The organism is Fictibacillus sp. EA-CB0309 (assembly GCF_055814265.1).
In genome coordinates this window covers 3658956-3685423 of the sequence record NZ_CP169271.1, presented here as the reverse complement: position 1 = coordinate 3685423, position 26468 = coordinate 3658956, and the positions used below count along the sequence as shown (strand labels likewise).

24 protein-coding genes and 7 pseudogenes are annotated in these 26468 nt (G+C 41.0%); 17 read left to right on the top strand and 14 right to left on the bottom strand.

Annotated elements, in window-relative coordinates; all coding sequences use genetic code 11:
* Positions 1-188: 188 nt before the first annotated feature.
* The 5 genes and pseudogenes from ACEWFH_RS20750 to ACEWFH_RS20730 form a co-directional block, all read right to left on the bottom strand.
* Positions 189-353: a YfhD family protein gene (locus ACEWFH_RS20750; RefSeq protein WP_289497109.1), complete on the bottom strand. Its 165-nt coding sequence runs from the start codon at positions 351-353 to the stop codon at positions 189-191.
* A gap of 121 nt (positions 354-474) precedes the next feature.
* Positions 475-612 (bottom strand): hypothetical protein, encoded by a 138-nt coding sequence (locus ACEWFH_RS20745; protein ID WP_473725494.1) that lies wholly within the window; start codon positions 610-612, stop codon positions 475-477.
* 85 nt (positions 613-697) lie between these two features.
* Entirely contained in the window at positions 698-1264 is a 567-nt protein-coding gene (locus ACEWFH_RS20740; RefSeq protein WP_473725493.1) for a GNAT family N-acetyltransferase, read from the bottom strand.
* A gap of 251 nt (positions 1265-1515) precedes the next feature.
* Positions 1516-2645, bottom strand: a pseudogene (locus tag ACEWFH_RS20735) (amidohydrolase).
* Positions 2645-3568 (bottom strand): annotated as a pseudogene (locus tag ACEWFH_RS20730) (TIGR01777 family oxidoreductase). Before ACEWFH_RS20730 ends, ACEWFH_RS20735 begins: the two co-directional pseudogenes overlap by 1 nt.
* A gap of 163 nt (positions 3569-3731) precedes the next feature.
* On the opposite strand from ACEWFH_RS20730, the gene ACEWFH_RS20725 reads away from it, so the two are divergent.
* The 4 genes from ACEWFH_RS20725 to ACEWFH_RS20710 all read left to right on the top strand — a co-directional run bounded on the left by ACEWFH_RS20725 (position 3732) and on the right by ACEWFH_RS20710 (position 7180).
* Positions 3732-5774 carry a carbon starvation CstA family protein gene (locus tag ACEWFH_RS20725; RefSeq protein ID WP_473725492.1) on the top strand — a complete coding sequence of 681 codons (2043 nt, stop codon included), beginning with the start codon at positions 3732-3734 and terminating at the stop codon, positions 5772-5774.
* Entirely contained in the window at positions 5771-5977 is a 207-nt protein-coding gene (locus ACEWFH_RS20720; protein WP_473725491.1) for a YbdD/YjiX family protein, read from the top strand. The genes ACEWFH_RS20725 and ACEWFH_RS20720 overlap by 4 nt, the downstream gene beginning before the upstream one ends.
* A gap of 389 nt (positions 5978-6366) precedes the next feature.
* A complete protein-coding gene (locus ACEWFH_RS20715; protein WP_473725490.1) occupies positions 6367-6672 on the top strand; it encodes a hypothetical protein in 306 nt (101 codons plus the stop codon).
* Between the two features lie 22 nt (positions 6673-6694).
* Positions 6695-7180 (top strand): RecX family transcriptional regulator, encoded by a 486-nt coding sequence (locus ACEWFH_RS20710; RefSeq protein ID WP_473725489.1) that lies wholly within the window; start codon positions 6695-6697, stop codon positions 7178-7180.
* On the opposite strand, the gene ACEWFH_RS20705 is transcribed toward ACEWFH_RS20710, so the two are convergent.
* A complete protein-coding gene (locus ACEWFH_RS20705; protein ID WP_473725488.1) occupies positions 7167-7850 on the bottom strand; it encodes an SDR family NAD(P)-dependent oxidoreductase in 684 nt (227 codons plus the stop codon). The genes ACEWFH_RS20710 and ACEWFH_RS20705 overlap by 14 nt on opposite strands.
* Positions 7851-7908: 58 nt before the next feature.
* Here ACEWFH_RS20705 and ACEWFH_RS20700 point away from each other — a divergent pair, with 58 nt between their 5' ends.
* Positions 7909-8217 carry a YfhH family protein gene (locus tag ACEWFH_RS20700; RefSeq protein WP_473725487.1) on the top strand — a complete coding sequence of 103 codons (309 nt, stop codon included), beginning with the start codon at positions 7909-7911 and terminating at the stop codon, positions 8215-8217.
* Here ACEWFH_RS20700 and ACEWFH_RS20695 read toward each other — a convergent pair.
* The 3 genes from ACEWFH_RS20695 to sspK form a co-directional block, all read right to left on the bottom strand.
* Positions 8214-8366: a hypothetical protein gene (locus ACEWFH_RS20695; RefSeq protein WP_473725486.1), complete on the bottom strand. Its 153-nt coding sequence runs from the start codon at positions 8364-8366 to the stop codon at positions 8214-8216. The two genes, ACEWFH_RS20700 and ACEWFH_RS20695, sit on opposite strands and share 4 nt — an antisense overlap.
* A gap of 150 nt (positions 8367-8516) precedes the next feature.
* On the bottom strand, positions 8517-8684 hold the full coding sequence (locus ACEWFH_RS20690) for a YpzG family protein (protein ID WP_077364736.1): 168 nt from the start codon (positions 8682-8684) through the stop codon (positions 8517-8519).
* A gap of 38 nt (positions 8685-8722) precedes the next feature.
* Positions 8723-8878: a small, acid-soluble spore protein K gene (gene sspK / locus ACEWFH_RS20685; RefSeq protein ID WP_066242730.1), complete on the bottom strand. Its 156-nt coding sequence runs from the start codon at positions 8876-8878 to the stop codon at positions 8723-8725.
* Positions 8879-8979: 101 nt separating this feature from the next.
* Here sspK and ACEWFH_RS20680 point away from each other — a divergent pair, with 101 nt between their 5' ends.
* Positions 8980-9246: a YfhJ family protein gene (locus tag ACEWFH_RS20680; protein ID WP_289497100.1), complete on the top strand. Its 267-nt coding sequence runs from the start codon at positions 8980-8982 to the stop codon at positions 9244-9246.
* Between the two features lie 13 nt (positions 9247-9259).
* Here ACEWFH_RS20680 and ACEWFH_RS20675 read toward each other — a convergent pair.
* A pseudogene (locus ACEWFH_RS20675) lies at positions 9260-10259 on the bottom strand (metal-dependent hydrolase).
* Positions 10260-10296: 37 nt separating this feature from the next.
* Between ACEWFH_RS20675 and ACEWFH_RS20670 the strand changes: the two are divergent.
* The 3 genes and pseudogenes from ACEWFH_RS20670 to ACEWFH_RS20660 all read left to right on the top strand — a co-directional run bounded on the left by ACEWFH_RS20670 (position 10297) and on the right by ACEWFH_RS20660 (position 12485).
* Positions 10297-10611, top strand: a complete 315-nt coding sequence (locus ACEWFH_RS20670; RefSeq protein ID WP_473725485.1) for a hypothetical protein — start codon at positions 10297-10299, stop codon at positions 10609-10611.
* A gap of 46 nt (positions 10612-10657) precedes the next feature.
* The gene (mutY, locus tag ACEWFH_RS20665; RefSeq protein ID WP_473725484.1) at positions 10658-11734 is read left to right on the top strand and encodes an A/G-specific adenine glycosylase; all 1077 of its coding nucleotides are present in this window, start codon (positions 10658-10660) and stop codon (positions 11732-11734) included.
* Positions 11731-12485: pseudogene (locus ACEWFH_RS20660) on the top strand (SDR family NAD(P)-dependent oxidoreductase). The gene mutY and the pseudogene ACEWFH_RS20660 overlap by 4 nt, the downstream one beginning before the upstream one ends.
* A 393-nt stretch (positions 12486-12878) precedes the next feature.
* Here the strand turns inward: ACEWFH_RS20660 and ACEWFH_RS20655 are convergent.
* On the bottom strand, positions 12879-13103 hold the full coding sequence (locus ACEWFH_RS20655) for a hypothetical protein (RefSeq protein ID WP_473725483.1): 225 nt from the start codon (positions 13101-13103) through the stop codon (positions 12879-12881).
* Positions 13104-13243: 140 nt separating this feature from the next.
* On the opposite strand from ACEWFH_RS20655, the gene ACEWFH_RS20650 reads away from it, so the two are divergent.
* The 8 genes and pseudogenes from ACEWFH_RS20650 (at position 13244) to ACEWFH_RS20615 (ending at position 22178) form a co-directional block, all read left to right on the top strand.
* On the top strand, positions 13244-13423 hold the full coding sequence (locus ACEWFH_RS20650; protein WP_289497093.1) for a gamma-type small acid-soluble spore protein: 180 nt from the start codon (positions 13244-13246) through the stop codon (positions 13421-13423).
* A 402-nt stretch (positions 13424-13825) separates the two neighbouring features.
* A pseudogene (gene ntdP / locus ACEWFH_RS20645) lies at positions 13826-14352 on the top strand (nucleoside tri-diphosphate phosphatase).
* Positions 14353-14458: 106 nt separating this feature from the next.
* Positions 14459-16201 carry an ABC transporter ATP-binding protein gene (locus ACEWFH_RS20640; protein ID WP_473725482.1) on the top strand — a complete coding sequence of 581 codons (1743 nt, stop codon included), beginning with the start codon at positions 14459-14461 and terminating at the stop codon, positions 16199-16201.
* A gap of 319 nt (positions 16202-16520) precedes the next feature.
* Positions 16521-17531, top strand: a complete 1011-nt coding sequence (locus tag ACEWFH_RS20635) for an ABC transporter ATP-binding protein (protein WP_473725481.1) — start codon at positions 16521-16523, stop codon at positions 17529-17531.
* The gene (locus ACEWFH_RS20630; protein ID WP_473725480.1) at positions 17506-18480 is read left to right on the top strand and encodes an ABC transporter ATP-binding protein; all 975 of its coding nucleotides are present in this window, start codon (positions 17506-17508) and stop codon (positions 18478-18480) included. The genes ACEWFH_RS20635 and ACEWFH_RS20630 overlap by 26 nt, the downstream gene beginning before the upstream one ends.
* A gap of 56 nt (positions 18481-18536) precedes the next feature.
* A pseudogene (locus tag ACEWFH_RS20625) lies at positions 18537-20137 on the top strand (ABC transporter substrate-binding protein).
* Between the two features lie 102 nt (positions 20138-20239).
* Entirely contained in the window at positions 20240-21244 is a 1005-nt protein-coding gene (locus ACEWFH_RS20620) for an ABC transporter permease (RefSeq protein ID WP_473725479.1), read from the top strand.
* A 13-nt stretch (positions 21245-21257) separates the two neighbouring features.
* Positions 21258-22178, top strand: a complete 921-nt coding sequence (locus tag ACEWFH_RS20615; protein WP_473725478.1) for an ABC transporter permease — start codon at positions 21258-21260, stop codon at positions 22176-22178.
* 464 nt (positions 22179-22642) lie between these two features.
* On the opposite strand, the gene ACEWFH_RS20610 is transcribed toward ACEWFH_RS20615, so the two are convergent.
* The 3 genes and pseudogenes from ACEWFH_RS20610 to ACEWFH_RS20600 all read right to left on the bottom strand — a co-directional run bounded on the left by ACEWFH_RS20610 (position 22643) and on the right by ACEWFH_RS20600 (position 26085).
* On the bottom strand, positions 22643-23230 hold the full coding sequence (locus tag ACEWFH_RS20610) for a nuclease-related domain-containing protein (protein ID WP_473725477.1): 588 nt from the start codon (positions 23228-23230) through the stop codon (positions 22643-22645).
* A gap of 296 nt (positions 23231-23526) precedes the next feature.
* A pseudogene (locus tag ACEWFH_RS20605) lies at positions 23527-24596 on the bottom strand (FUSC family protein).
* A gap of 202 nt (positions 24597-24798) precedes the next feature.
* Positions 24799-26085 (bottom strand): glutamate-1-semialdehyde 2,1-aminomutase, encoded by a 1287-nt coding sequence (locus ACEWFH_RS20600; RefSeq protein WP_473725476.1) that lies wholly within the window; start codon positions 26083-26085, stop codon positions 24799-24801.
* Positions 26086-26468: the final 383 nt, after the last annotated feature.

The following is a 26468-nucleotide window of genomic DNA, read 5'->3' as shown; positions in this document are numbered from 1 at the left end:
ACATGCTTTTCCACAGAAAATGTGCATAACCTTTATGTTTTGCACAAATTTGCACACATTGGTTTCTTCGTGATAGAGAGTTATTCACAATATTCACAGAGGTGTGCATAACTTTATCCACATGTAAAAATTGTATAAAGATTTCTATATTAAAAAAAGACCTGCTATCACAGCAGGTCTTTTCGCACTTAGCGACGGCCGTTTTTCTGGCGTCGGTCAGCGGCTTGTGCACGTGCTTGTGCTTCAAGATCGTTTTGATCTGCCAATTCACTTGAGTACTCGACGTCAAGTCCTTTGGCTTGAGAAGCTTTAGCATTATTGTGCGATGGGGACTTTCTATTACGTTTTTCCACACAAATACCTCCTTAAAGATATCACGATGTTTGAAACGTAAATCAAAAGCTAGTGAGGAACTTGTCCTCACATATAGAATGTGCAGTTTTTAGGATTTTATTAAAGGAAGAATCATCCTTTTTACGAATAATCTTCGTTCGTCATTTCTTTTGATTCTGCCGTTGATTCTGCAGATTTTATTTCTTCCTTGTAGAGTATTTCTTGGGTTTTGGTTAAATTGTTATTTCTTTCTTTTGCTTCTTGCTTGCTGCTTTTCATAACATACCTCCTAATTAAAATAACACCACCCTCAAAAGTGAAGGTGGTGTTAGTATGTGCAGAGCACACGCACAAGTTACCTGTATTAAGCTTCCTTTAACTGTTCTTCGACAATTTCAAGAGGCTGTGTATGTGTACGAAGCTGATGCATGAGATAGTTATCTTTTTCGATCTGATATAAGTTGTAAATATCTTGGCCTTGATTAAGCTGATCGTAAATATCTTTTCTTGTTTCGTTGGCAAGCGTTACGTAAGGAATTTTTTCAGCCGCTTTCTGTGACCGGACATTTACTTTACGAATACGCATAAAAACAGTGTGGATATCTTTTTCATAAAACAACTCAGAAAAGAAGGCTTCTTTTGCTAAAGAATTATAACCTTTTCCAAAGTAAGGCTGACCAATCCACGTTCCAAGAAAGCCATAGCCATCTTGAACATCGAATAGATTAATGGTGCCGATTGGATTTTGCCACTCATCCAATATCGTTCTGGAGATAATCTTTCCTTGTTCTTCTTCCTCTAGCGTTTGCTTCGTAAGGAACATGAATTCCTCAAATGAAGCAGCTTTTTGGCGTACAAAAGGGAAGACTTCTGGGTGCACCATTAAATTGTAAAGAACATGACTCTCCGTTAAATCACGCTTTTTCAACAATTTAATCCCTCCTAGAGGGCAGAAGTATCCCCACCCTCGAATTAAGAATAAAAATTAATTCGGGGTGGGAATCGAACCCACTAGGACCAGTCAAAGCTGGTGGCGCACCAATTGCCTTCCCTTGCTCAATATTTAATTTATGGAAATAATTTTTGGTTTCGTTATAGAGCGACTTTTAAAATGTTCCGGATTCGCATAATCCGCATGTTGCTCTTCTTGTATCATAAGACATTTTTTTAAAAAGAAAATAGTTATTTTGTAGATTTTTTGTAAATAATTTCTCCATCGATCATCGTCATTACAGGGGTCGCAGAAAAGTGGAACGGATGCTCGGTCCAGAGGGATAAATCAGCATCTTTTCCTGGCTCAATACTGCCCACACGATCATCAACTCCAAGGTTTCTAGCAGGTGCAATCGTAATTCCTTCAAGAGCTTTTTCTCGCTCAATCCTTCACGGACAGCAATGGCTGCACAAACATTTAGATATTGAATAGGAACGTATGGGTGATCGGTTGTTATCGAAACTTCAACATTATTTTCAGATAGTATGCGATACGTGTCCCATGTTTTGTTCTTTAGTTCGATCTTTGATTTTCGAGTTAAAGTTGGTCCAACACTCACTTTTAAGTTTAAATCTTTGAAGGCATCAGCGATCAGATGGCCTTCTGTACAATGTTCAATACGAAAATCTAGGTTGAATTCTTCCGCAAAACGAATAGCAGAAAGAATATCGTCAGAGCGATGCGCATGGATACGAACGGGTATTTCACGGTTTAATGCAGCTGCGATCGGTGCGACACGCAGATTATCTTGATATGCTGAGTCTTTTGCTTGATAAAAGGCCTCACGGAGCATCCCCATAATACCCATTCGGGTGATGGAATCATTATGACGGCCGCTATGAATGCGTTTTGGATTTTCTCCAAGTGCGATTTTCAGACCGGCTGTTTCCTTAATAATCATTTTTCGAATGTCATTACCATGTGTTTTGATAACAGAAGTCGTTCCACCGATCACATTAGCACTTCCCGGCATAATGTGCGCGGTAGTTACACCGAAACGAACAGCATCTTTAAAGGCGATATCGAGCGGATGACAGCCATCAATGGCACGAATATGAGGGGTCAGCACTTCATGGGTTTCATTTGCATCGTTACCAGCCCAACCTGTACCTTCATCATAAAGTCCTAAGTGAGTATGTACATCAATGAAGCCAGGCAGAAGATGAAGGTTTTCAGCTGAGATCACTTCCATTTCAGATGTGGGTTCTATATGATTTTCTACAGCTAGAATCTTGCCGTTTTCTACAAGTACATCTCCTTGCTGAAGCTCTTTGCTTGTAATGGGATAGACTTTTGCTTTTTGGATTAATATTTTCATTATGTGTCACCTGATAAATTATTTTTATTATCATTGTAACAAATCATGTAAAGCCCCTTGAGATGAGGATAACTAAATTGAAAGCCATTGTTCAGTGCTTTTTCTGGAAGCACTTGCTGTCCTTTTAAAATCAACATGCTCATTTCTCCGAATATGAGCTTGAAGGCAATGGAGGGAGCCGGAAGCCAATGTGGACGGTGCATGACGTCACCAGTCACTTGACCAAACTCTTTCATCGTAACTGGTTGTGGAGCAGTTACATTCACAGGCCCCCAATATTGCTCGTTCTCGATGGATTCTTTAATGAGTTTTGCAAGATCTTCAACATGAACCCATGAAACCCACTGGTCACCTGAGCCGACTGTACCACCTGCAAAAAAACGATAGGGAAGACTTAACTGTGGAAGTACTCCACCATCCCTTCCTAAAACGAGCCCGAATCTTGTAAATACCGTTCTGCAGCCAAGGCTCTCTGCGCCTTTTGCTTTTGTTTCCCACGCTTTAACCACTTCAGCTAAAAATCCGAGCCATGACTTTCGGAGTTTTCTGTAAATACTTTTGTTTCTGATGTTCCGTAATAACCAATCGCAGATGCGTTCACCCAAACATTAGGTTTTTTCGGCATCTTTTCCAACGATGTTTAAAAGTTCTTCGGTTACTTTTAAACGGCTGTTTAATATCGCTTTTTTCTTTTCGTCTGTCCATCTCCCATTAATGGATTCTCCCGCAAGGTTAACAACAGCATCGATTTGTGGGAGTTCTGGTTCTTTATCGCCCATCCATTGCACAAACTTAACTCCTTGCTCATGAGACTGTTTATCGCTTCTTGTCAGGATATAAACTTCATTTCCGTCCTCTATAAGTTGTTTTGTTAAAGCACTTCCCACAAAGCCTGTGCCGCCAGTGATTAAGATTCTTTTCAAAAAAATCCACCTCTTTCCATTATATTTATTTAAAAATTAAGAATATTTGTTATAATTCATCTTGTACATATTATATTACCACTATTGAGGAGGAAAGAAGGCTTATGGAGCTTCAGAGAAATGTGCCGGCAAAAAAGAAGAACCCATTTTTGAAAGCGCTATTATGGATTGGAATTGCTTTAGCTGGGGGATTGCCCTTTCAATCATCGCGCTCCAAAGGGACGAAAAAATTAATGCGATTTGGTTTGTTGTTGCTTCATTGTGTACGTATGCTATTGCTTATCGTTTTTATGCAAGATTTATAGCTACAAAAATTTTCAGTCTTAACAAAAACAATGCTACACCTGCTGAAAGATACGCGGATGGTAAAGACTATGTTCCTACAAACAAATGGGTTTTGTATGGTCATCATTTTGCAGCGATTGCGGGTGCAGGTCCACTTGTAGGTCCAACACTAGCTGCTCAAATGGGTTATTTGCCTGGTACCATTTGGATTATAGTCGGAGCCGTTCTTGCTGGAGCTGTACAAGACTTTGTTATTTTAATTATTTCCATGAGACGCAGAGGGAAATCAATTGGCCAGATTGCAAAAGAAGAAATTGGACCAGTTGGTGGGATTCTAGCACTTATCGGTGTTTTTGCTATTATGATCATTTTAATTGCAGTACTTGCATTAGTTGTTGTTAATGCGCTTAAGTCCAGCCCATGGGGTACTTATACGATTGCAATGACCATTCCAATTGCACTTTTTATGGGTGTATATATGCGTTATTTACGACCAGGAAGAGTAGGGGAAGCGTCCATTATTGGTTTTGTTTTGTTGGTGTTCGCTCTAATCAGCGGTCAATGGGTAGCTGATTCTCCAACACTTGCACCTCTTTTCACATTTGACGGTGAAACATTGGCTTACATGCTGATTGTTTATGGCTTCTTAGCCTCCGTACTTCCTGTTTGGATGCTTCTAGCACCGAGAGATTATTTAAGTACGTTCTTAAAAGTTGGGGTAATCGGAATGATGGCATTAGGTATTCTAATTGTAATGCCTGAGATTCAAATGCCTGCTCTTACAAAATTTATTGATGGAACAGGACCTGTATTTGCAGGTAATCTATTTCCGTTTTTGTTTATCACTATAGCTTGTGGAGCCATCTCTGGTTTCCATGCACTGATCTCTTCAGGAACATCTCCTAAATTAATAGCAAATGAACAACATGCACCTATGATTGGTTATGCTGGAATGCTTACAGAATCATTTGTTGCGATTATGGCTATGGTAGCGGCAACCCTTTTAACTCCGGGTATTTATTTTGCAATTAACTCACCAGGGGCAGCAATAGGTACTGATGTTGCGACAGCTGCAACGACTATATCTTCTTGGGGATTCACAGTATCAGCTGACGAGATCAATGAACTTGCTAAAAATGTGGATGAAGAATCTATTCTTTCACGAACAGGAGGAGCACCATCACTAGCAGTAGGGATTGCACAAATTTTCTCGCAAGTAATCGGAGGTCCTCAATTGATGGCATTCTGGTACCACTTTGCGATACTTTTTGAGGCAGTTTTCATATTGACAACCATTGACGCGGGTACACGTGTCGGGCGGTTTATGCTTCAGGATCTTCTAGGCCAAGTATTCAAACCTCTTAGGAAAACAGACTCGATGCCCGCTGTTTATTTCACTAGTGCACTTGTAGTTGCTGGATGGGGTTACTTCTTAGTAGTTGGGGTCACAGATCCACTTGGAGGAATCAATACTTTGTGGCCGCTGTTTGGTATCGTTAACCAGATGCTGGCTGCTATTGCTCTTATTGTTGCAACAACTGTCATTTTGAAGATGGGCAAAAAGAAGTTTGTGTGGGTTACGTTAGTGCCTCTTGCTTGGTTAATGATCGTAACGTTCTCAGCTGCATGGCAAAAGATCTTCTCTGAAATTCCGAAAATAGGTTTCTTAAAACAAGCAGAGGTAATGAAGGAAGCAGTAGCGAGCGGTAATTTACCACCTACCGTTCCGTCTATAGAAGCAGCTGAAAAGCTAGTCTTTAATAATACGCTGAACGCTTACTTAACGGCCATCTTTATGCTTCTTATCTTAGGTGTACTCATTGATGCGATGAGAATCTGGTACAAAGCCATCAAGAGTGAAAAACCTTTGGAAACCGTTGAAGAGCCGTTTGTACAAACAAAGTTGGGTGATGTTTCGTGAGTTTTAAAGCAGCTTGGGAATGGGTAAGAAGTATCTTTCAAGTGATTTTATATATTGGAAAGGGAATTTCAAATTTGCCTGATTATCAAGCTTATGTAAGACATCTAAAAGAAAAACATCCTGATCGGACACCTCCTACTGAAAAAGAGTTTTTTGCAGAATTGCTTGAGAATAAATACGGTGCAAATGCAAAACGATGTTGATAATTCAAAAACAAGTGCAGGTTGCACTTTCAGCAGGAAACATCCTCTTAATTAGAAGAGGGTGTTTTCTTTTTTATGTAGGAAATGATAAAACACAATATTTTGCTCGCTTTAAGCTCGTTTTATGATGGCTGTGCGAAATTTATGTTTGTTCGGTGAGGTTTATGCTCGTTCGGCGGGATTTATTACCCGCCGGACGAGCGCCATACGCAAAATACGAGCGCCATACGCAAAATACGAGCGCCATACGCAAAATACGAGCGCCATACGCAAAATACGAGCGCCATCGATTTTCGTATCCCCGTATTAGTGGAGGTCAATTTTCGTTTTGTTTCATTCGTTTGAAACAAGCAACTATGGTAAACTAAAGTGTGAAAGAAGGTGGGTAGATGGCTGTCATAACAAGGATTTCTGCTCAGCAAAAAAACGATGAACGATTTAATATTTTTATACAAAAAGGCACAAAGGAAGAGTTTGCGTTTAGCGTAGACGCTGATGTTTTAATAAAGTTTCAGCTTCAAAAAGGAATGGAGATCGATGAAAAGGAATGGGAAGAGATCATTGAAGAGGACTCATACCGAAAAGCCTTTAACAAAGCTCTTCATTACCTATCCTTTCGAATGAGAACAGCTCATGAGATTGCCGTGTATTTAGAAAAAAGAGGTACCTCAGCAAACGATCAAGAGGGTACTTGAGAAGCTGGCAGAATACGATTTTGTGAATGATAAAACCTTTGCCAATTCTCTTGTTAAAAGCCGCATGAATACGTCTTTTAAAGGGCCTGGAATGATTCGGCAAGAGCTTAAGAAAAAGGGGATCAGTGAGAGCCATACTGAAGAGGCGCTGAATCAGTTTAGTTTTGATGAACAGCTTGAAGCAAGTGTGAAGTTCATTCAAAAACAATTTTCGAGCAGAGCCAAGCGTTCTGAAAAAGAGCAAAAACAGAGGATCGCTCAGCAGCTTCAGCAAAAAGGATTTATGTGGGAAGTGATTGAATTGGCCTTTCAAGAAGCTAAAATCAGTCAATCTGTTGAAGATGAAAAAGAAGCCTTGCTCACTCACGCTCGAAAAGCTCACCAAAAATACAAAAAGTATAGTGGGTACGAGTACGAGTCGCGCATGAAACGATTCTTATATAGCAAAGGCTTCGATTCTGATGTTATTTCTGAACTGCTGAGCGGGGACGAGCTTAACGATCTATAAAGATTTCACTTCGATTGTCGTCTTGTTCAACAATTAGTTCTGCAACCTTTTCAGGGGATTTTAAACGTGATCGGTCACTGATATGATCGGACTCGTCCCAAAACGGTGTATCCATTCCGCCCATGTAGACAGCGGTTGGATAGATGCCAGAACCATCCCATTCTTTAACAAGGCTCTCAGTAAATCCTCTTACAGCAAACTTAGAAGCACAATAAACAGATTCATTTACTTTACCGCGTAAGCCAGCAGTAGAAATAATGTTCATTACCTTGCCATAACCCTGCTGTTCGAAAAGGGGATATGCCGCTTTTGTTGGATAAATCGTACCATACACGTTTGTCTCCATCATTTGTCGGATGTCGCTTTCAGATAACTCGTTAAGAGGCTGGAAAACACCCATACCGGCGTTGTTGATTAATAAATGGACGTCTTCATTGTCAAAAATGGATTGAAGCACTGATTGTATCTGTTCATAATGGGTTACATCACAAACTTTGTACGATACGGTGTTTTCACTGCTGGTTGAAAAGGTTTGTACTGCTTGTTCTAATTTTGTTTCTGTGCGGCCGATGAGGCACACGTTGAAGTTTTTATAATATTGATGGGCTAACGCAAGTCCGAGGCCTGAACCGCCGCCCGTAATAATTACAGTTTTGTTCAAAGTTATCACTCCTATGTAGTTAAATCACAAGCATTTATAGGGTACAGAAAAGAAGGGAAGTATTCAAATGGAAAAAAGGTTCAGCGAGATGACAGAAGCTGAAATTAAAGGCGAAATTGCTTCGCTGCGAGCAAAAGCACAAAAAGCCGAACAAATGGGCATGGTAAGTGAGTACGCTGTTCATGAACGCAAGATCGCGATGGCAAAATGCTATCTAATGGATCCTTCATCGATTGAGAGCGGAAAAGAATACGGCATTCAGGGAGACCCGGGTTCAATTTTTTCCGTGCTGTACTTAAATGGTATTTTTGCCTGGGGCTACAAAAATAAACAGAGTACTTTAGAAGCTTTGCCGATTTCGGTACTTGAAGCTTAAATGTGCAATGTTGCTTTAGAAAGCAGTTGATTTCCGCTCCAGGATGCTCGCTTTCCGCGGGGCAGACGGTGAGCCCCTTGCCGCTTTGCGCCGTTAAGGGTCTCACCTGACCGCTTGTCCCGCAGGAGTCTCGCATCCTTATGCTCCAATCAACTTGCAAAGAGGAATCCTGTTTTCTGTTACAGGATGCTTGCTTTCAAAAGTCTGTGTAGGTGTATTTGTAAATTAAAGGTCACCACATCAGTTTACTAAAAAACATAAATAAAGAAGCGATATCAAGACCGCTTCTTTATTCGTCACTATGAACGCTTACGTGTTTGAATTTCAAGCACATAGTTATTTAATGCTTGCTGGGTTTCCCCATTCACTTGGTTATACGCATGCTTCGAGTTGGCACGCGGTGAGTGAAAGGGGTCAGAATACTTACCGTTAAATCGCGTTGATGAGAAGTAGTCTTTCTTGTTCAACTGATTCACCCCCAGAATGAAATTCATAACCGCAAGAGTTACTGATCATCTCGGTGTTGATTGGATAAAAACATTCGCTCCTGCGGATGGTCACGAATGGATCCATCTGGCCGTTTAGAAGAGAATTCTTCTTTTGATCTCGGCTCACCTGAGAAGGAGATCCGATTAGGGAAGTTTTTCGATTTGTTTCGCATGTGTATTACCTCCTTTATATCGGTTCTCAACTAGTATGAAACGTGACAGAACCCTTTATGTGACGGGACTTTCTTTAAAAATTGGATAAGGAGGGAGAATAATGGAAGAGCGTTTTGACAGATTAGCTAAACAACTGCAAAAAATGAACCCTACCCTTAGTTATCAGGAAGCAAGGGAATGGGTGGAAGGATTATGGGAAGATTTTGAGTCCACTCGTGCAAAAGCGGGATGGGAGTATGAAGGGCAAGAGGTAACCGAGAAAATGGTAACACAGCTCATTACTTCCTATGGACACAAATTGCATGAGTATTTTTCCAGCAATCCAAAATTTCAGCGATTCATTAAAAAAGACGGGCCTATTCATTAAGCCCGTCTCTTCATTATTCATTATTGTTAATTAGGTCAAGCGGAGAAAACTCCATCTTCTTTTTCAGGCGGTCTTCAGAATACACCCAACCAGTAAAGGAGGTTATGATGTTGAGGTTCTCATCCAGCTGAACCATTGCGACAAAAGGATAATGCCCTTTGCTTCTGTACCGTAAATCAATAAACTGAACCAAATGACCATGATCGTTCTTTTCGATTTCCCATCTGTGTACAGGAGAGAAGGAAAGAAAGGCGGATATGTTCTTATCCTTTTTTGCTGCCTCAATCAGTTTTGATTTTGGAACGGGCAGACGGTCAAATGTATCCCAGACGGTCACTTTACCGTTTTTTAGTCCCGCTACAAAAAACTCGTGCTTGGATTTGATAGCAAGATGATATTGACCCCATCGAATGGTGGGACTTGCGTAAATCTCTTCTGCTTCTGGTATTTTTTAGAACAATCGTGTTCACTCGCTGTCTGGCAAAGATCCGTATAATGTAGTAACAAACGAGTATTACGTACACGGCTAAAAACGTGTAGCCAGGATCAACACCAACATACCAGAGCAGCAGACCTGCTATATGCAGGAAGAAGATGAATGGATCAAAGATGCTGATTACGCCGAGAGCAATCCATTTCTTTGAAACAGGGTACAGTGCTTGAGTGCCGTATGCATTGAATATATCGACAAACACATGCAGAAAAACAGCGATTGCCGTCCATAATAAAAGCTTTCCGTTATCTGCTTCTGGAACAAATAAAGAGATTGCACCAAATAGCAAAAGTGGCCAAATAACAAGCGCAGGCAATGAGTGTGTAAGACCTCTATGGTTGCGGATATAAACCGCATTATTTTTTAATTTTAATACCGTATCAAAGTCTGGGGCTTGGGAACCGATTAGTGTCCCGGCAAGAATAGCTTGGGATGTCGCTGGATCATTTGCAATCGCAGGATCGAGCATCGCCAATCCACCTAATCCCAGCCCCATCACAATATGTGTGCCTGTATCCAAGGCGATCACCTCCTATGTAGGAATGGAGTGAAATAGAATGTTAACTATTTTTATGGAGTATAAAGTAAGTCCGGATACCATTCAATTGTATGAGACGCAAATGCCTTCTGTGATAAAAGAACTTAAAGTGTGCGGTGCGTCAAATATCCAGTGGTATAGGGCGGCAGATCAGCCTTCACTGTATGTTGAATGTTTCCAAGTTAAGAATCAAACCACGTATGATACCATTAAGAAAAATCGAACGTCGTTACAGCATCCTGTTTTTTCAAGACTTAACGAGTGTGTGACAGGTGGAGTAGAGAAAATCCATTGCTGGGCGTTTGAAAAGCTGAACGCAAAGGAAGATTTATAAATTGAACACAACAAGTAATAGTATATTTTCCCTCGATGCTTCATATGTGAAACAATTTCAAGACCATTTGTTAACATGGTACAACGAAAACAAACGAATTTTACCATGGAGAGAAAACCAGGATCCGTACCGTGTATGGGTTTCAGAGATCATGCTGCAGCAAACAAGAGTAGATACGGTAATTCCCTACTTCGAGCGATTCACTGAATTGTTCCCAACCCTTCAAGATCTTGCTTATGCAGACGAAGAAAAAGTTTTGAAAGCTTGGGAGGGTCTAGGTTATTATTCCCGAGTTCGAAACTTACAAACCGCCGTAAAAGAAGTATGCGAAACTTATGGAGGAAAAGTACCTGATACACCAAAAGAGATTGCCGGTTTAAAGGGTGTCGGACCTTATACAGCAGGAGCGGTTTTAAGTATTGCGTATGGTGTGCCAGAACCTGCTGTTGACGGAAATGTTATGCGGGTTTTATCCCGAATTTTGCTCATTGAAGAAGATATCAGCAAACCAAAAACCCGTGTTACTTTTGAAAAGGCAGTGAGAGAGTTGATATCACACGAAGATCCTTCTTCTTTTAACCAAGGTTTAATGGAATTAGGCGCTCTGATCTGTACACCAAAATCACCAGCATGTTTGCTGTGTCCGATGAGAGAACTGTGTCGAGGCTTCGAATGTGGAAGGCAGAGAGAACTTCCGGTTAAGCTGGGAAAAACAAAGGTAAGAAAAGCGAAGATGACAGCAGGAATTTTGCTGAGTGATGATGGACGTTTGCTGATTCACAAAAGACCATCTGAAGGACTTCTCGCCAACATGTGGGAATTTCCAAACACAGAGTATGTTGGTGAAAACAAACATGCAGAGATTTCTGCCCTCGAAAGTTATGTGGAAGAACAGGTAAATTGTGAAGTGAAAGCTGAAGAAAAAGCGGGTTACATTGAGCATGTTTTTTCTCATCTGAAGTGGGAAATACAAATTTGGCAAGGGAAGGTTAAGAGTGGGGAAGAAGCCAAAACACTGCCGGCTGATTGGAAATGGGTCAGTGTGGACGAGCTAGACGCGTATCCGTTCCCTGTCTCTCACCAAAAAATTATTCGGCTCATAAAGGAGGCGTTAATCGTATGAATTTAGAACTTGAAGGAAAAGCGGTACTCGTAACAGGCGGTTCAAAAGGAATTGGTCAAGGAATCGCTTATGCTTTTTGAGTGAAGGTGCAAAAGTAGGGATCGTCGAGTCGTGACTTGGCTGATCTGGAATCAGCCCAAAAAGAGGGTATTGAGATTTTTCAAGGTGACGTAACAAACGCAGACGATCGTGAGCGAATGATGAAAGAATTTTTAGGTGAGTTTGGCACAATCGATATTTTGGTTAATAATGCAGGCGGAAGCAACGGATCTTCTGTTATGGAGACGAGCATGGAACAGTTTGAAGACGCTATGCATCTGAATTTTTTATCGGCTGTTGATTTGAGCAAGAAAGCCGCCTCGGTAATGAGCGGGAATATAGATGGTGGAGCCATTATTAACATTTCGTCTATTTTTGGCCGAGAATCTGGCGGTAAGCCTACGTACAATGCGAGTAAGGCAGCCATGATTTCCTTTACGAAATCATTTGGCGACGAGATGATTAAGAAGGGGATACGTGTGAACGGCGTTGCTCCAGGATCTATTTTGCATGAAACAGGAAACTGGAAAAAAGATTGGAACAAGATCCAGATAAAATCAATTCATTTGTGGAAGAGCATATTTCCGCTGGACGATTCGGAACAGTGGAAGAAGTGGCCAATGTAGTTGTGTTTTTGGCATCTAAGAAGGCATCTTGGGTCGTTGGGAGCACGTTAAACGTGGATGGCGGCCAGTCTTATAGCAATTTTTAATGGATATGAAGGAAAAACAAGCCCCAGCGAAGCGCTGAGGCTTGTTTTTATGCTCGCCCGGAAGTTTATGCTCGTCCAGCGGCTTATTTTGCACGCTGGACGAGCGATTCCCAAGGTTTATGAGCGATTCCCAAGGTTTATGAGCGATTCCCAAGGTTTATGAGCGATTCCCAAGGTTTATGAGCGATTCCCAAGGTTTATGAGCGATTCCCAAGGTTTATGAGCGATTCCCAAGGTTTATGAGCGATTCCCAAGGTTTATGAGCGATTCCCAAGGTTTATGAGCGATTCTCAAGATTTATGAGCGATTCTCAAGATTTACGAGCGACGACCCAGCAGCATTAACCTAAAAGCTTCAGATAACAAAAATCTCTAGCGCTCTCAGTATTCAAGATTAGTCGTACTTAACTTCAGTCCCGTGCGTCCAATCGGCTTCGTTCCGCTTCAATCCGCCGCGAGCTTCTATTTCCTTGATGATTTCTCTATGCATGCTTGTTCCTTCCTCGTTTAAATAAGGAGCCATCTGCTGCAAGGAGTGATGAAAATACGCGAGTTCCGCGTCCTTCCAATCGTTCTTGCTCGTCATACTGAGTTCGGTCATATCTCTTCCTACATACATTTGCTATCCCTCCTTAAAATAGTGTAATCATTCATTTATCCCCCATATTTAAAGGTTTTAATACTGGAAATATATATTAAAAAAATTACTTATAAAATTCGATTAGCCCGGGTAAATTATATTTCGTGGAGGTGAAAAACATGGACAAACAACAACAACAAAAACAACAACAGCAACAACAAGCTCGTCAGAAGCAACAAAACGCTCAACAACAAGCTGGTCAATCTTACGGGACTGAGTATGCTAGCGAAACTGACGCACAACACGTTCGTCAGCAAAACCAACAGTCTCAACAAGGTAAGAACCAACAACAAAAATAACCTCTATCCAGGAATGCTCCCTAATCACTAGGGAGCATTTTTTGGTTTTTCACCATTTTCATTCAACTTCTTCATTTTCGCCCCCAATTTATTACATACGTTTTCTATATATATCCGATGGGAATACTAGTGACGAGTGGAATTATTTGAAAAAAGGCGCTTTATTTTTAAAAACAGGGACAAGTACATTTCCAAACTATTCTTAAAACGATATAATAAAGAAGAGAAAAAAGCGTGTGTTTTGTAAGAAAGTAATGATCGGGAATGAAAACATTGAAAAAATTGAAGAACGAGGTTTATGAATGAAGCTGGTGAATTACCGACAAATGGTTATAAAGGAAGGAGATTTACAACTCAATAGGTAACATTAGCTTCCGGAACTCGGGCAGAAAGGAGAGAGAGATGAGTTTTCCTGCAACCGGAAGTATAATCAACATTCAAAGCTACAAACATAACGGCTATCTACATCGAAATTGGGAAGATACTGTTATTTTGAAAGGTACTCCTAGTCAGGTGATATGCGGTAACGACCGGATCCTTGTTACCGAATCTGATGGCCGTCAATGGCGGACGAGAGAACCTGCTATTTGCTACTTTAACGCGAAGCAATGGTTTAATGTGATCGGTATGATTAGAGAAGACGGAATCTATTATTACTGCAACTTGGGGTCACCATTTATGTGGGACAAGGAAGCATTGAAGTATATTGATTATGATCTTGATATAAAAGTTTTTCCAGATGGGACTTATATCTTATTAGATGAAGACGAGTATGAACTTCACAAAAGAATGATGAGGTATCCGAGTCAGCTTGATGCTATCATTAAAAAAATCTTCAAGAATTAATCTTGATGGTTACACAAAAAAAGGGACCATTTGAACCTGGATTTGTTGAACAATGGTATGAAAGATATTTAGAATTCCGTTAAAAAGGAAAACCTGTTGAAGAGTCAGCAGGTTATCCTTTTTTAAGTAAGGTTAACTTGGCGCTCTGCCAAGTTTTCTTTTTATGAACGAAAGAATGGTGTGATTGAAATGGATAGTATTAAACGTTATTTAATTTTTGTAAAACCTTACAAATGGCAAATTTTCTGGACCATCTTAATTGGGCTAGCTAAGTTTGGAATCCCATTATTAACGCCTCTCATTTTAAAATACGTGGTGGACGATATCATCCAAGTATCCATACCCTTGGATGAAAAGTTAAACAAACTGTATTGGCTGATGGGTGGCGCAGCGCTCATATTTGTTGTGCTGCGGCCTCCTATTGAATATTGGAGACAATACTATGCGCAATGGGTTGGTACAAAGGTTTTATATGACATTCGCGACAAGATGTTCGATCACATTCAGCGCTTAAGTTTGCGTTTTTACTCTAACAACAAATCGGGTGAGATTATCTCAAGAGTGATTCATGATGTTGAGCAAACAAAGACATTTGTCATTACGGGTCTAATGAATGTTTGGTTGGATATGGCGACGATTATTATCGCGGTTGCTATCATGTTTTCTATGGATTTCTGGCTGACGATCGTGGCATTATCCATGCTGCCGGTCTATGCGTTTTCAGTAAAATTTTTCTACGCTCGTCTACGGCAATTAACAAAAGATCGCTCGCAGGCACTGGCTGAAGTCCAAGGTCACCTGCATGAGCGTGTTCAAGGGATGTCTGTTATTCGAAGTTTTGCACTCGAAGATCATGAGCAAGTTCAATTTGATAAGCGAAATCGAAATTTCTTAGATCGAGCGATGGATCATACGAAATGGAACGCAAAAACGTTTTCTGTTGTAAATACTGTAACCGATATTGCTCCTCTGCTTGTTATTGGATTTGCTGCGTACCAAGGAATACAAGGAAATATTACAATAGGAGCACTAGTCGCCTTCGTTGCCTATATGGACAGGTTGTACAATCCACTTAGAAGGCTTGTCAACTCATCTACAACATTGACACAATCGATTGCTTCTATGGACCGGATGTTCGAATTTTTAGATGAATCGTATGATATTGAGGACTCACCAAATGCGAAACCGTTAAAGTCGGTAAAAGGTGCGTTAGAATTTGAAGATGTTTCATTCACCTACAACGAGGAAGAAGCAGATGTATTACATAATGTTTCCTTATCCGTCACACCAGGTGAAACCATCGCTTTAGTTGGTATGAGCGGAGGCGGTAAGTCTTCGTTGATCAGTTTGGTTCCGCGTTTTTATGATGTTACAGAAGGAAGCATCAAGCTCGATGGAACAGATATACGAGATTTTCAAGTTCGGACGTTAAGAGATAATATAGGTATGGTACTTCAAGATAATATTCTGTTTAGTGAATCAGTTCGAGCGAATATTCTTATGGGGAACCCAGATGCCTCTGATGAGGAAATGATCTCAGCTGCAAAGGCGGCCAATGCACATGAATTCATTATGAATCTGCCTGATGGCTATGACACAAAGATTGGTGAGCGTGGAGTCAAACTTTCTGGCGGTCAGAAACAGCGCGTTGCTATATCACGTGTCTTTCTAAAAAATCCACCGATCCTGATTTTAGATGAAGCGACGTCTGCATTGGACCTTGAAAGTGAACATCTGATTCAAGAAGCTCTAGAAAAACTTGCGAAAGATCGGACAACCTTCATAGTGGCGCATCGTCTTTCCACCATTACTCACGCTGATCGCATTATCGTAATCGATCATGGAAGAATTGTAGAGATCGGCAATCATAAAGAATTGATGGAAAAACAAGGGCCTTACTACGATTTATTTACGGTTCAACAATTAGTATAAAAAAGCAGAAAAGGTCGGCAGATGCCGGTCTTTTTTTATGTGTGTATAAAATTCTGTTTTGAATGGAAATCAGGGGTACTTAGGCTAAGAAAACGGGCTGGCAATACACAGCTGTGAGGAGCGTTTGCTGTTCATTCGTTGAAAGGAAGTAGTATTCCTTGCTCCTATCTTTATAGAACAAAAGACCTACAACAGAAGACGTATTTGTCGAACATTCTGAAAATTAAATATTGTCAAAATGTCAGAGTAGTGTCATAATTCTCAACAGAGAAGTAATATTCTAGGAAATTTGACAGCTTAGAGAAGGGAGTGAGATCTCATGGGAAATCCTGTTTTAGAAGTTAAGAACTTAAAAACTTCTTTCCTTACAGATGATGGAGCTATTCCGGCAGTGGACGGTGTCGATTTCCACATCAATCCTGGTGAAGTACTAGGTATTGTGGGGGAGTCTGGCTGTGGGAAGAGTGTTACATCACTATCTGTAATGGGACTAGTACCTACCCCGCCTGGGAAGATCGAAGGAGAGATTCTCTTTAAAGGTGAAAATCTTGCTTCTGCACCAGAAAAAAGAATGCGGCAAATAAGAGGCAATGAGATCGGAATGATTTTTCAGGAGCCGATGACAAGCTTGAATCCAGTTATAACAATTGGAGACCAGCTTATTGAATCACTGCGCATACATAGAAAATGGTCAAAAAAAGAAGCGATGGGTAAAGCCATTGAAATGCTCAAACTAGTCGGGCTTCCACGAGCAGAAGAGCTTGTAAGAGAATATCCGCATCAGTTATCAGGAGGGATGCGTCAGCGTGTCATGATCGCGATGGCCATGATTTGCGATCCGAAACTTCTGATAGCGGACGAGCCTACAACCGCTCTTGATGTTACGATTCAAGCTCAAATTTTAGATCTAATGAAACGATTAAACAAAGAAACTGACACCGCTATCATGATGATTACTCATGATTTGGGCGTCGTTGCTGAAATGTGTGAACGTGTCGTTGTTATGTATGCCGGAAAAGTAGTAGAAGAGGGTGAGGTTAAAACCATCTTCCAAAATCCGAAGCATCCATACACGGTTGGATTAATTAAATCAGTACCAGACATGAGAGAGAAGGTAGGAAGATTATATTCCATACCTGGAAACGTACCGAAACCGGGTTCGATTACAACTGGATGCTCTTTTGCACCGCGTTGTGAACATGCCGGAACACGGTGTATTGCCGAAACTCCTCAACTGAATACTCATGAAGGCAGTCATCAAGTAAGATGCTGGCTTTACGAGGACGGGAAAGGAGTGAATCTGCATGAGTCAGACACAGCCATTAGTTAAAGTAGAAAATTTAAAGATGCACTTTCCGATCAAAGGCGGAATATTGAGCAAAACAATCGGTGAAGTAAAAGCGGTAGACGGAATCTCTTTTCACATAAGAAAAGGAGAAACACTCGGCCTTGTAGGAGAAAGTGGATGCGGCAAGTCCACAACTGGACGGATGCTGTTAAGACTTTTAGAACCTACAGAAGGTAAGATCTACTTCGAAGGCGAAGATATTACAAAATTATCTACAAGTGAAATGAGGAAGAAACGCCGTGAGATGCAGATGGTGTTTCAGGATCCATTTGCTTCACTTAACCCGCGCCATACGGTTGAAAAGATTTTAGAAGAGCCTTTAATCGTTCATGGCGTAAAAGATAAAGCAGAACGAAAAAGACGAGTAAAAGAATTGCTTGAAGTAGTAGGACTCTCAAGCTGGCACGCGAAGCGATACCCTCACCAGTTTTCAGGGGGACAAAGACAGCGTATCGGAATTGCACGAGCACTTGCGGTGAATCCGAAGCTTATTATCGCGGACGAGCCTGTATCAGCTCTGGATGTTTCCATACAATCTCAAGTACTGAACCTTTTACAAGATCTGCAGAAAGAATTCGATCTTACGTATCTGTTTATCGCACATGATCTTGGTGTAGTTCGCCATATCAGTGACCGAGTGGGAGTTATGTATTTGGGTCATATTGTGGAGCTTGCTGATAGTGAAAAGCTATACGATGATCCGAAACATCCATATACACAAGCTTTATTGTCAGCTGTTCCAATTCCTGATGTTGAGCATCGAAAGGACCGTGTCATCCTGCAAGGGGATGTTCCGAGTCCATCGAATCCGCCTGCTGGCTGTCCGTTTCATACACGGTGTCCTGCAGCGATGGATCATTGTGGATCAGTTAAACCAGTATTAAAAGAAGTTGCTGAAGGCCACTACGCTGCCTGCCATTTATACGAATAAGGCAAGCGCGTACATATAAAAAAGGCACTACTAAAATGAGAACTGGGGGAAAGAAGATGAAGAAAAGTTTATGGACTTTATTTGCTTTAATGCTAGCTTTATCTCTTGCGTTGGCAGGGTGTTCATCAGGCGGAGACAGCAGCAATGGTGGAGACGACGATAAAGTCGATCCTAACAATGTAATGATCTACGGACGCGGCGGTGACTCTGTTGCACTTGATCCAGCTGTTGTTACAGACGGTGAATCTTTCATCGTAACAGAACAAATTTATGAGCCGCTAGTAAACTACGGCAAAGATAACACAGATATCGTTGCTGGTCTTGCGAAGAAATGGGATGTTTCTGAAGATGGCTTAACTTATACGTTTGAGCTTGAAGAAGGCGTTAAATTCCACGATGGCGAGAAGTTCAACGCTGATGCAGTTGTAAAGAACTTCGACCGTTGGGCACAAAGTAAAGATGGCGAGAAATTCGCATACTACGGATCTATGTTTGGTGGATTTGAAGGTGACGAAGGACACGTAATTAAAGATGTAAAAGCGGATGGCGAGTACAAAGTTGTAATCACATTAACAAAGCCACAAGCACCATTCTTAAAGAACGTTGCTATGAGCCCGTTCGCAATCGCGAGCCCTAAATCATTAGATGGCGACAAGCTAAGCAAAGAGCCAGTTGGTACTGGACCTTTCAAATTCAAAAGCTGGAAGCCAAACGATACGATCGTTCTTGAAAAGAACGCAGACTATTGGGTAAAAGATATGCCGAAACTTGATGGCGTAACTTTTAAAGTAATCAAAGACAACTCTTCTCGTTTGAATGCACTAACAAAAGGCGAGATCGACTTAATGGATGCTCTTAATCCATCTGATATGAAGAAGGTTTCAGACAACAGCAAGCTTCAATTGTTCGAACGTCCTTCTATGAACGTTGGTTACCTAGGATTTAACGTTGAAAAAGCTCCATTTGATAAAAAGAAGTACGTCAGGCGATCAGCCACTTGATCGACAAGCAAGCGATCATCGACAACTTCTATGAAGGAACAGCTGAGCCGGCTAAAAACCCAATGCCTCCTTCAATCGCTGGTTACAACGACGAAATTCAAGACCGTGAGTATGACGAAGCAAAAGCAAAAGAACTTTTAGCTAAAGCAGGTATGGAAAAAGGATTCGAGATGGATCTTTGGGCAATGCCAGTAGCACGTCCATACATGCCAAACGGCCAAAAAGTAGCTGAAGCAATTCAAGCGAAACTTGCAAAAGTGAATATTAAAGCGAACATCGTAACGTTTGAGTGGGGTACTTACCTTGAGAAAGTTCAAAAAGGTGAAGCACCAATGTTCATGTTAGGTTGGACGGGTGATAATGGAGATGCGGATAACTTCCTTTATACGCTTCTTGATAAAGACACGATCGACTCTAACAACTACTCTCGTTATGCGAACGAAGACGTTCATAAGCTTTTAGTTGAAGCTCAAACGACAGCTGACGAAGCGAAGCGTGAAGAGCTTTACAAACAAGCACAAGTTATTATCCATGAAGATGCACCATGGGTACCACTTGTTCACTCTAAGCCGCAATTAGCTGGAGCAAGCAAGATCAAAGGATTCGTTCCACATCCTACAGGTTCTCAATCTTTCGCGGACGTATCTTTCGAATAATGTATGGCGGGGAGTATGGCCTAATATAGCCAGCTCCCTTTTTTTGCAAAGACAACTCGTAACCTAACATACTTGTAATTCTTCGGAGAAAGAGGTGACCCTATGTTTGCCTATACGATCAGACGGTTAGCAACGCTCGTTCCTGTATTACTAGGAATGACATTTATCGTGTTCATGATGATTCGTGCTATCCCGGGTAATCCAGCACAATTAATACTAGGGCAACAGGCCACAAAAGAAGCCGTTGCATCTTTAACGAAGCGACTTGGGTTAGATCAACCTTGGTACACTCAATTCATTGATTATTTAACAGGTCTTTTTACAGGAGATCTAGGTGTTTCACTTAAAACGAATGTGGCAATCTCGGAGGAAATCTGGCCGTATCTAGCTGCAACGATGGAACTGGCTTTTGTAGCAATGGTCATTGCCATTGTAATCGGGGTAAATGCGGGTATCATTTCCGCTTGGTTCCAAAATTCTTGGTTTGATTATACTGCTATGGTGCTTGCACTAGTAGGTGTATCGATGCCGATCTTCTGGCTTGGCTTAATGGAGCAATATGTGTTCTCTATTCATTTTGACCTATTACCAACAACGGGCCGTGACAACATTCGTGTCCCGGTTGATCCGATCACGCACTTGTATTTAATTGACACCCTAATTCAAGGGAGAATGGATCAGTTTGGTGAAGTGGTTAAGCATCTGATTTTGCCTGGTGTTGCACTTGGTACGATTCCGATGGCGATCATTGCACGTATGACTCGTTCAAGTATGCTTGAAGTAATGCGCTCAGATTATATCCGTACGGCTCGTGCTAAAGGGATGAAAATGTTCTGGGTTGTGTACAAGCATTCATTGAAAAATGCTTTAATCCCAGTAGTGACTGTCATCGGATTGCAGACAGGGCTGCTTTTGGGAGGAGCAATCCTAACTGAAACGATTTTCGGATGGCCGGGAATTGGGACATATATTTACGATGCCATCTCGTATCGTGATTATCCTGTTATCCAATCAGGAATCCTTGTAGTCGCTACGATCTTTGTATTAATTAATCTACTCGTTGATTTGCTATATGCAGCAATTGACCCGAGAATTAAATTCAAGTAGGAGGGATTAGAGAATGTCAGAACTATCAAGATCAACACCTCCCGTAGTCCCGCAGCCACAGCATATGCCTGTGGAACCTGTGGAAGACAAAGTAATCTCTCCTTGGAAAGATGCATGGAGAAGCTTTAAAAAGAATAAAATCGCGCTTGTCGGCTTATCGATTGTTTCCGTGTTTATTGTGGTAGCGATATTTGCTGATCTACTAGCACCTTATGGTATTAGCGAAGGGGAGCTGAGAGATAAACATATCGCACCATCTGCTGAACATTGGTTTGGAACGGATGAATTTGGCCGTGATATCTTAAGCCGAATTATCCATGGTGCTCGCGTCTCTCTATGGGTAGGTTTCTTCTCGGTAGCGGGATCAGTTATCATAGGTTCATTGCTAGGTATTGTGGCAGGTTATTATGGAAGATGGATCGACGGCATCATATCACGTATATTTGATATTTTGCTCGCGTTTCCGAGTATCCTGCTTGCGATCGCAGTGGTATCCGTACTTGGACCATCATTGAAAAACGCGTTAATCGCGATTGCTATCATTAACATTCCGACGTTCGGACGCTTGTTGCGCTCCAGGGTACTTAGTGTAAAAGAAGAGGAATATATAACAGCAGCGCGAGCAATCGGTATGAGTGACTTCAGAATTCTGATCCATCACATCCTGCCGAACAGCTTAGCTCCAATTATTGTTCAAGGAACGCTTGCCATCGCAACTGCGATCATTGAAGCAGCAGCGCTTGGATTCTTAGGAATGGGGGCTCAGCCGCCAACTCCTGAGTGGGGGAAAATGCTTGCGGATTCAAAAGACTTTATCATTCAAGCACCATGGACAGTTCTATTCCCAGGTCTTGCAATCATGCTAACGGTACTCGGGTTTAACCTGATGGGTGACGGCTTGCGTGACGCACTGGATCCACGGATGAAGAGCTAGTTTAGTGGATAAGAGAGGAGGCTTGGCATTGGCCAGGCTTCTTTTTTATGTGGTTTTTTCTAGGAGTGGTTCGAGGTGGTAGTGTCGGGATTTTCTGTTACCTGTAAAAGGAAGATCTAAAGAACGTAATATATTATAAGCCTGTTTACTAGATGACAGGTTTAAATAGTCTCTACATTCATTCGATGTAATCGTATTTGAAATTAATAAAGCATAATCTTGTAATGCCTCAATATGAGCAGTTTTAGAGGAATAAAAGCAAATTGAACAGTACCAGTTTCCCCAATTGTAATTCATAACCGATTGACTACAACTAAAACAAAGCACACCGCGGATTAATTCACTTTTATTAATTGAATATAGTTCGCAAACATCAGGATCATATGATGCATTTAACTTGGAAAGTAACCTTATCAGCTTTTTTCTTTGATTATCTGTAAACGCAATATTCGGATATTTTCCCGTCAGACTTTCGAATTTTTTTGGAGGCTGGCACTTTTAATTACGTTTTCTAAGGCTTCTTGATAGGTAGGGGAGGCTTCAATAATGGATGAGGGATGAGTGATGACAACAATCGTTTCAATAGGAACAGCAGTAAACTTATATTGATCTAGAATTTTAGATAGGTGCCATTTTTGACGTTGAACTTGGTCGATTGGATTTGAAAAGGCTTCTTTTTTGCCTTCGTATGTCCGTATAAGTTGAGAAAATTGATTATCAAAATATAAATGGCCAACTAAGTGTTTTATTTCAAGAATGGTAATGAAAGTAGGTGCGAAAATTAATGTGTCTATTTGAAAGAAATAATTATCTTGCAGTATACGAATGTTATGAAGCAAATAGACATCCTGAGGGAGATATCTATAAAAATAATCGAGTGATTGTTCACCCTTGTAACCTGATGTGTGGTTTTTAAATTTTTGCTGAATTTCATGTAATTTATGATGTGTTTGAGGAACACGTCTGATTAATCTTGACAATTTTATGATGTAAATAGGTGTTTTTCTTTGATATATAATAAATATTCCTCCAAATATATTTTTTTGTAACAAGTAATTTTATTTTGATTTATTTTTCAAGTGTAATCAAAGAGTAAAATTCTTATTTTAGAGGTGCACCTTTACCAATTTGACCAATTTTGAACACATATTACTAGGAAACGATTATAATTTGACGAGTTGAGTCCGTAATTTGACCAATTTTATTATTATATTGACGAGTCTACAATTCTAGACATATTTCAACACTGCGCACCCGCCCCCGCAAACCGGAATCCCCCATCCAACCTGCCACCACAAAAACCAAAAAACCAGCCCTCACAAAAAAAGGCTGGCTTCCATCACATATATTAATCTTCCAGTCGCTGATTCAACTGCACTTCGCTATCTTCTTGATGGTAGTTTTTGAAGCTTTCCACCAAGGTGTTCAGATGTTCGAGCTGATCGCTGTAATCAATAATCAATGCGAATACCGGGAACAGTTCAATCCACTCTTCATTCTCCGGGTTTTTGTAATAGCTCATGATGCATTTCATGAGTGCTTTTTTATTGATAGCCTCATCCATATCATACGTATGCTGTGCTCGAATTTTATCTGTATATTTTAAAAGCAATTGCTCATGGAAGTTCGTTAATCCATCAAGCTTTATTTGAATCAATTCCTGAAGAGGCTCAGGCATATTGTGCAGTTCGTTTTCATGACGGTGAAGACTCTTTAACAGTTCAAGTGCTTTGTTTGTTGTTTGAATCATCTGTCGGTAAAGAACAAGCTTGCGTGTCTTCGAGTACTTGTTGCTTCTAAAATACGTACGTTCCTCTTTGTACAATAAATAATATTGATCCATCTTAAAGCGGTTTTCTTTTAAATGCGTGAGATCCTCTTTGATGGCACTATGTTCTGAAGCATGCCGGGTAATCATTCGGATCCATTTAATGATTTCATCTGTATGGTCAGAGATTTTATAATATAGTTTCGTTTCGTACTTTGGTGGCATAAATACCAGGTTCACTAAGAATGCGGATAGGACACCAAGCATAATGAGCAAAAGCGATCAATCGCAAAAACAATAAAGTTCTCCGTATGGCTTTCCATGATTACAATCACGGTAACAATCGATAACGGAATGGTTTTTTCGATCTTCATTTTTAAGTTCGCTGCGATAACAAGTACAACAACGAATCCGATAACAAATGGGTTGTTGCCTAATAAAACAACAAAAATAATAGCAAAAATAGCACCAACGAGGTTACCTTGAACCTGTTCTAGTATGGTTTGATAAGACCTGTAGATGGATGGCTGGATCGCAAATGTTGCAGCAATGGCTGCATAGACGGGCTGATCCAATTGAAACAGCATCGCCAGGTAAATCGATAAAGATATGGCTAAACCCGTTTTGATCATTCGGGCTCCTAGTTTCATAACTGCGATAATTCCTTTCTCATAAAAAATGTTAATAATCTCACACACTATAAACTGTTTCTAACGTTTAATCAAGTGAAAGTATGTTAACAAATTGTGAAAATTACAGACTTACATACCGTATGAAACGTAAAGCTGCTTTATTACATGTTTTCCCTTAAAGCAAAAAAAGAATCCGTACGATGACGGATTCTTCCAAAACTCAAAGACGGCTGAATGCTTTTCCTGCTGCTTCAATCGTAGCAAGGACGTCTTCTTCTTTATGTGCTGTTGTTAAGAACATCGCTTCATATTTAGAAGGAGCAAGATTGATTCCTTCGTTCAGCATGTGTTTGAAGTACCTGCCGAAGATCTCCCCGTCTGTCGCTTCTGCTTGAACATAGTTCTCAATTTTTTCGTCAGTAAAATATAGAGTCAATGCGCCTTTTAAACGATTGATGGTAACAGATACGTTATATTTCGCAGCCTGTTCCAGCAATCCTTCTTCTAAGATCGCACCTAAGCGGTCCATTTCTTCGTAAACACCTTCTTGCTGAAGAACTTCTAAACATGCGATTCCAGCAGAGATCGACGCTGGGTTTCCAGCCATTGTTCCTGCTTGATACGCAGGTCCGAGCGGTGCTACTTTTTCCATGATTTCTTTTTTACCGCCGTATGCTCCAATCGGAAGGCCGCCACCGATAATTTTCCCGAGTGCTGTCATGTCTGGCTTCACACCGAGTAAATCTTGAGCACCACCATACATGAAACGGAAAGCTGTAATTACTTCATCATAAATGACAAGTGCGCCGTGCTCGTGCGTAATATCGTTGACTACTTGTAAGAAGCCTTCTTTCGGTTCCACGATTCCAAAGTTTCCTACGATTGGCTCAACTAAAACGGCAGCAATCTGGTCACCCCATTTTTCCATTGCTGCACGGTATGCTTCAACATCGTTAAACGGAACAGTAATCACTTCTTGTGCAATCGATTTAGGAACACCAGCTGAGTCTGGAGTTCCTAATGTAGAAGGACCGGATCCTGCTGCTACTAGTACTAAATCCGAGTGGCCGTGATAACAGCCTGCGAACTTGATGATTTTATCGCGTCCTGTATAAGCACGTGCTACGCGGATCGTCGTCATAACTGCTTCTGTACCAGAGTTTACGAAACGAACTTTATCCATAGCAGGCATCGCGTCTTTAAGCATTTTGGCGAACTTCACTTCAAGGGAAGTAGGCGTTCCATAAAGAATACCGTTTTCCGCTGCTTTTACAATTGCCTTTGTGATATGAGGATGAGCATGTCCGGTAATAATAGGACCATATGCAGCGAGATAATCAATATAGCGGTTGCCGTCTTCATCCCAAAAATAAGCACCTTGTGCGCGTTCCATAAAAACGGGTGCGCCACCACCAACTGCTTTAAAGGATCGGGACGGGCTGTTAACACCGCCGACAATATGTAGAAGCGCTTCATCATATAGTGCTTCAGATTTCGTGTGTTTCATCTATAAATACCTCCTGTAAACGATACGTCAGTTAAGTTCAATTCATATTGTAGCATGAAAAACGGCCGCCAACAGGTTTGGAAAACTCTGCATAATAGTCTCAACTATTTGAGTTTAGGAAGACGATTGGAGTAAACTTATCGAGTGCTTGAGTTTCTCTATTAGGAAACTCTCAATTTTGCATCTGCAAAATTAAGAGCTTTACAAGTGAAATGGGAAGTATTTGTTCAAAGCTCTCCATTTTCTTCTTTGGCAAGTTGATTGGAGTGGAAGGTGTGAGACTCCTGCGGGACAAGCGGTCAGGTGAGACCCGTTAAAGGCGCAAAGCGGCAAGGGGCTCACCGCCTGCCCCGCGGAAAGCGAAGCACCTGGAGCGGAAATCA

Excerpts from the sequence above, each read along its gene's own strand:
- ACEWFH_RS20745 (WP_473725494.1), bottom strand. The coding sequence starts at position 612 with ATGAAAAGCAGCAAGCAAGAAGCAAAAGAAAGAAATAACAATTTAACC.
- ACEWFH_RS20725 (WP_473725492.1), top strand. The coding sequence starts at position 3,732 with ATGGATTGGAATTGCTTTAGCTGGGGGATTGCCCTTTCAATCATCGCG.
- ACEWFH_RS20715 (WP_473725490.1), top strand. The coding sequence starts at position 6,367 with ATGGCTGTCATAACAAGGATTTCTGCTCAGCAAAAAAACGATGAACGA.
- ACEWFH_RS20700 (WP_473725487.1), top strand. The coding sequence starts at position 7,909 with ATGGAAAAAAGGTTCAGCGAGATGACAGAAGCTGAAATTAAAGGCGAA.
- sspK (WP_066242730.1), bottom strand. The coding sequence starts at position 8,878 with ATGCGAAACAAATCGAAAAACTTCCCTAATCGGATCTCCTTCTCAGGT.
- ACEWFH_RS20680 (WP_289497100.1), top strand. The coding sequence starts at position 8,980 with ATGGAAGAGCGTTTTGACAGATTAGCTAAACAACTGCAAAAAATGAAC.
- ACEWFH_RS20670 (WP_473725485.1), top strand. The coding sequence starts at position 10,297 with ATGTTAACTATTTTTATGGAGTATAAAGTAAGTCCGGATACCATTCAA.
- ACEWFH_RS20655 (WP_473725483.1), bottom strand. The coding sequence starts at position 13,103 with ATGTATGTAGGAAGAGATATGACCGAACTCAGTATGACGAGCAAGAAC.
- ACEWFH_RS20650 (WP_289497093.1), top strand. The coding sequence starts at position 13,244 with ATGGACAAACAACAACAACAAAAACAACAACAGCAACAACAAGCTCGT.
- ACEWFH_RS20640 (WP_473725482.1), top strand. The coding sequence starts at position 14,459 with ATGGATAGTATTAAACGTTATTTAATTTTTGTAAAACCTTACAAATGG.
- ACEWFH_RS20635 (WP_473725481.1), top strand. The coding sequence starts at position 16,521 with ATGGGAAATCCTGTTTTAGAAGTTAAGAACTTAAAAACTTCTTTCCTT.
- ACEWFH_RS20630 (WP_473725480.1), top strand. The coding sequence starts at position 17,506 with ATGAGTCAGACACAGCCATTAGTTAAAGTAGAAAATTTAAAGATGCAC.
- ACEWFH_RS20620 (WP_473725479.1), top strand. The coding sequence starts at position 20,240 with ATGTTTGCCTATACGATCAGACGGTTAGCAACGCTCGTTCCTGTATTA.
- ACEWFH_RS20615 (WP_473725478.1), top strand. The coding sequence starts at position 21,258 with ATGTCAGAACTATCAAGATCAACACCTCCCGTAGTCCCGCAGCCACAG.
- ACEWFH_RS20600 (WP_473725476.1), bottom strand. The coding sequence starts at position 26,085 with ATGAAACACACGAAATCTGAAGCACTATATGATGAAGCGCTTCTACAT.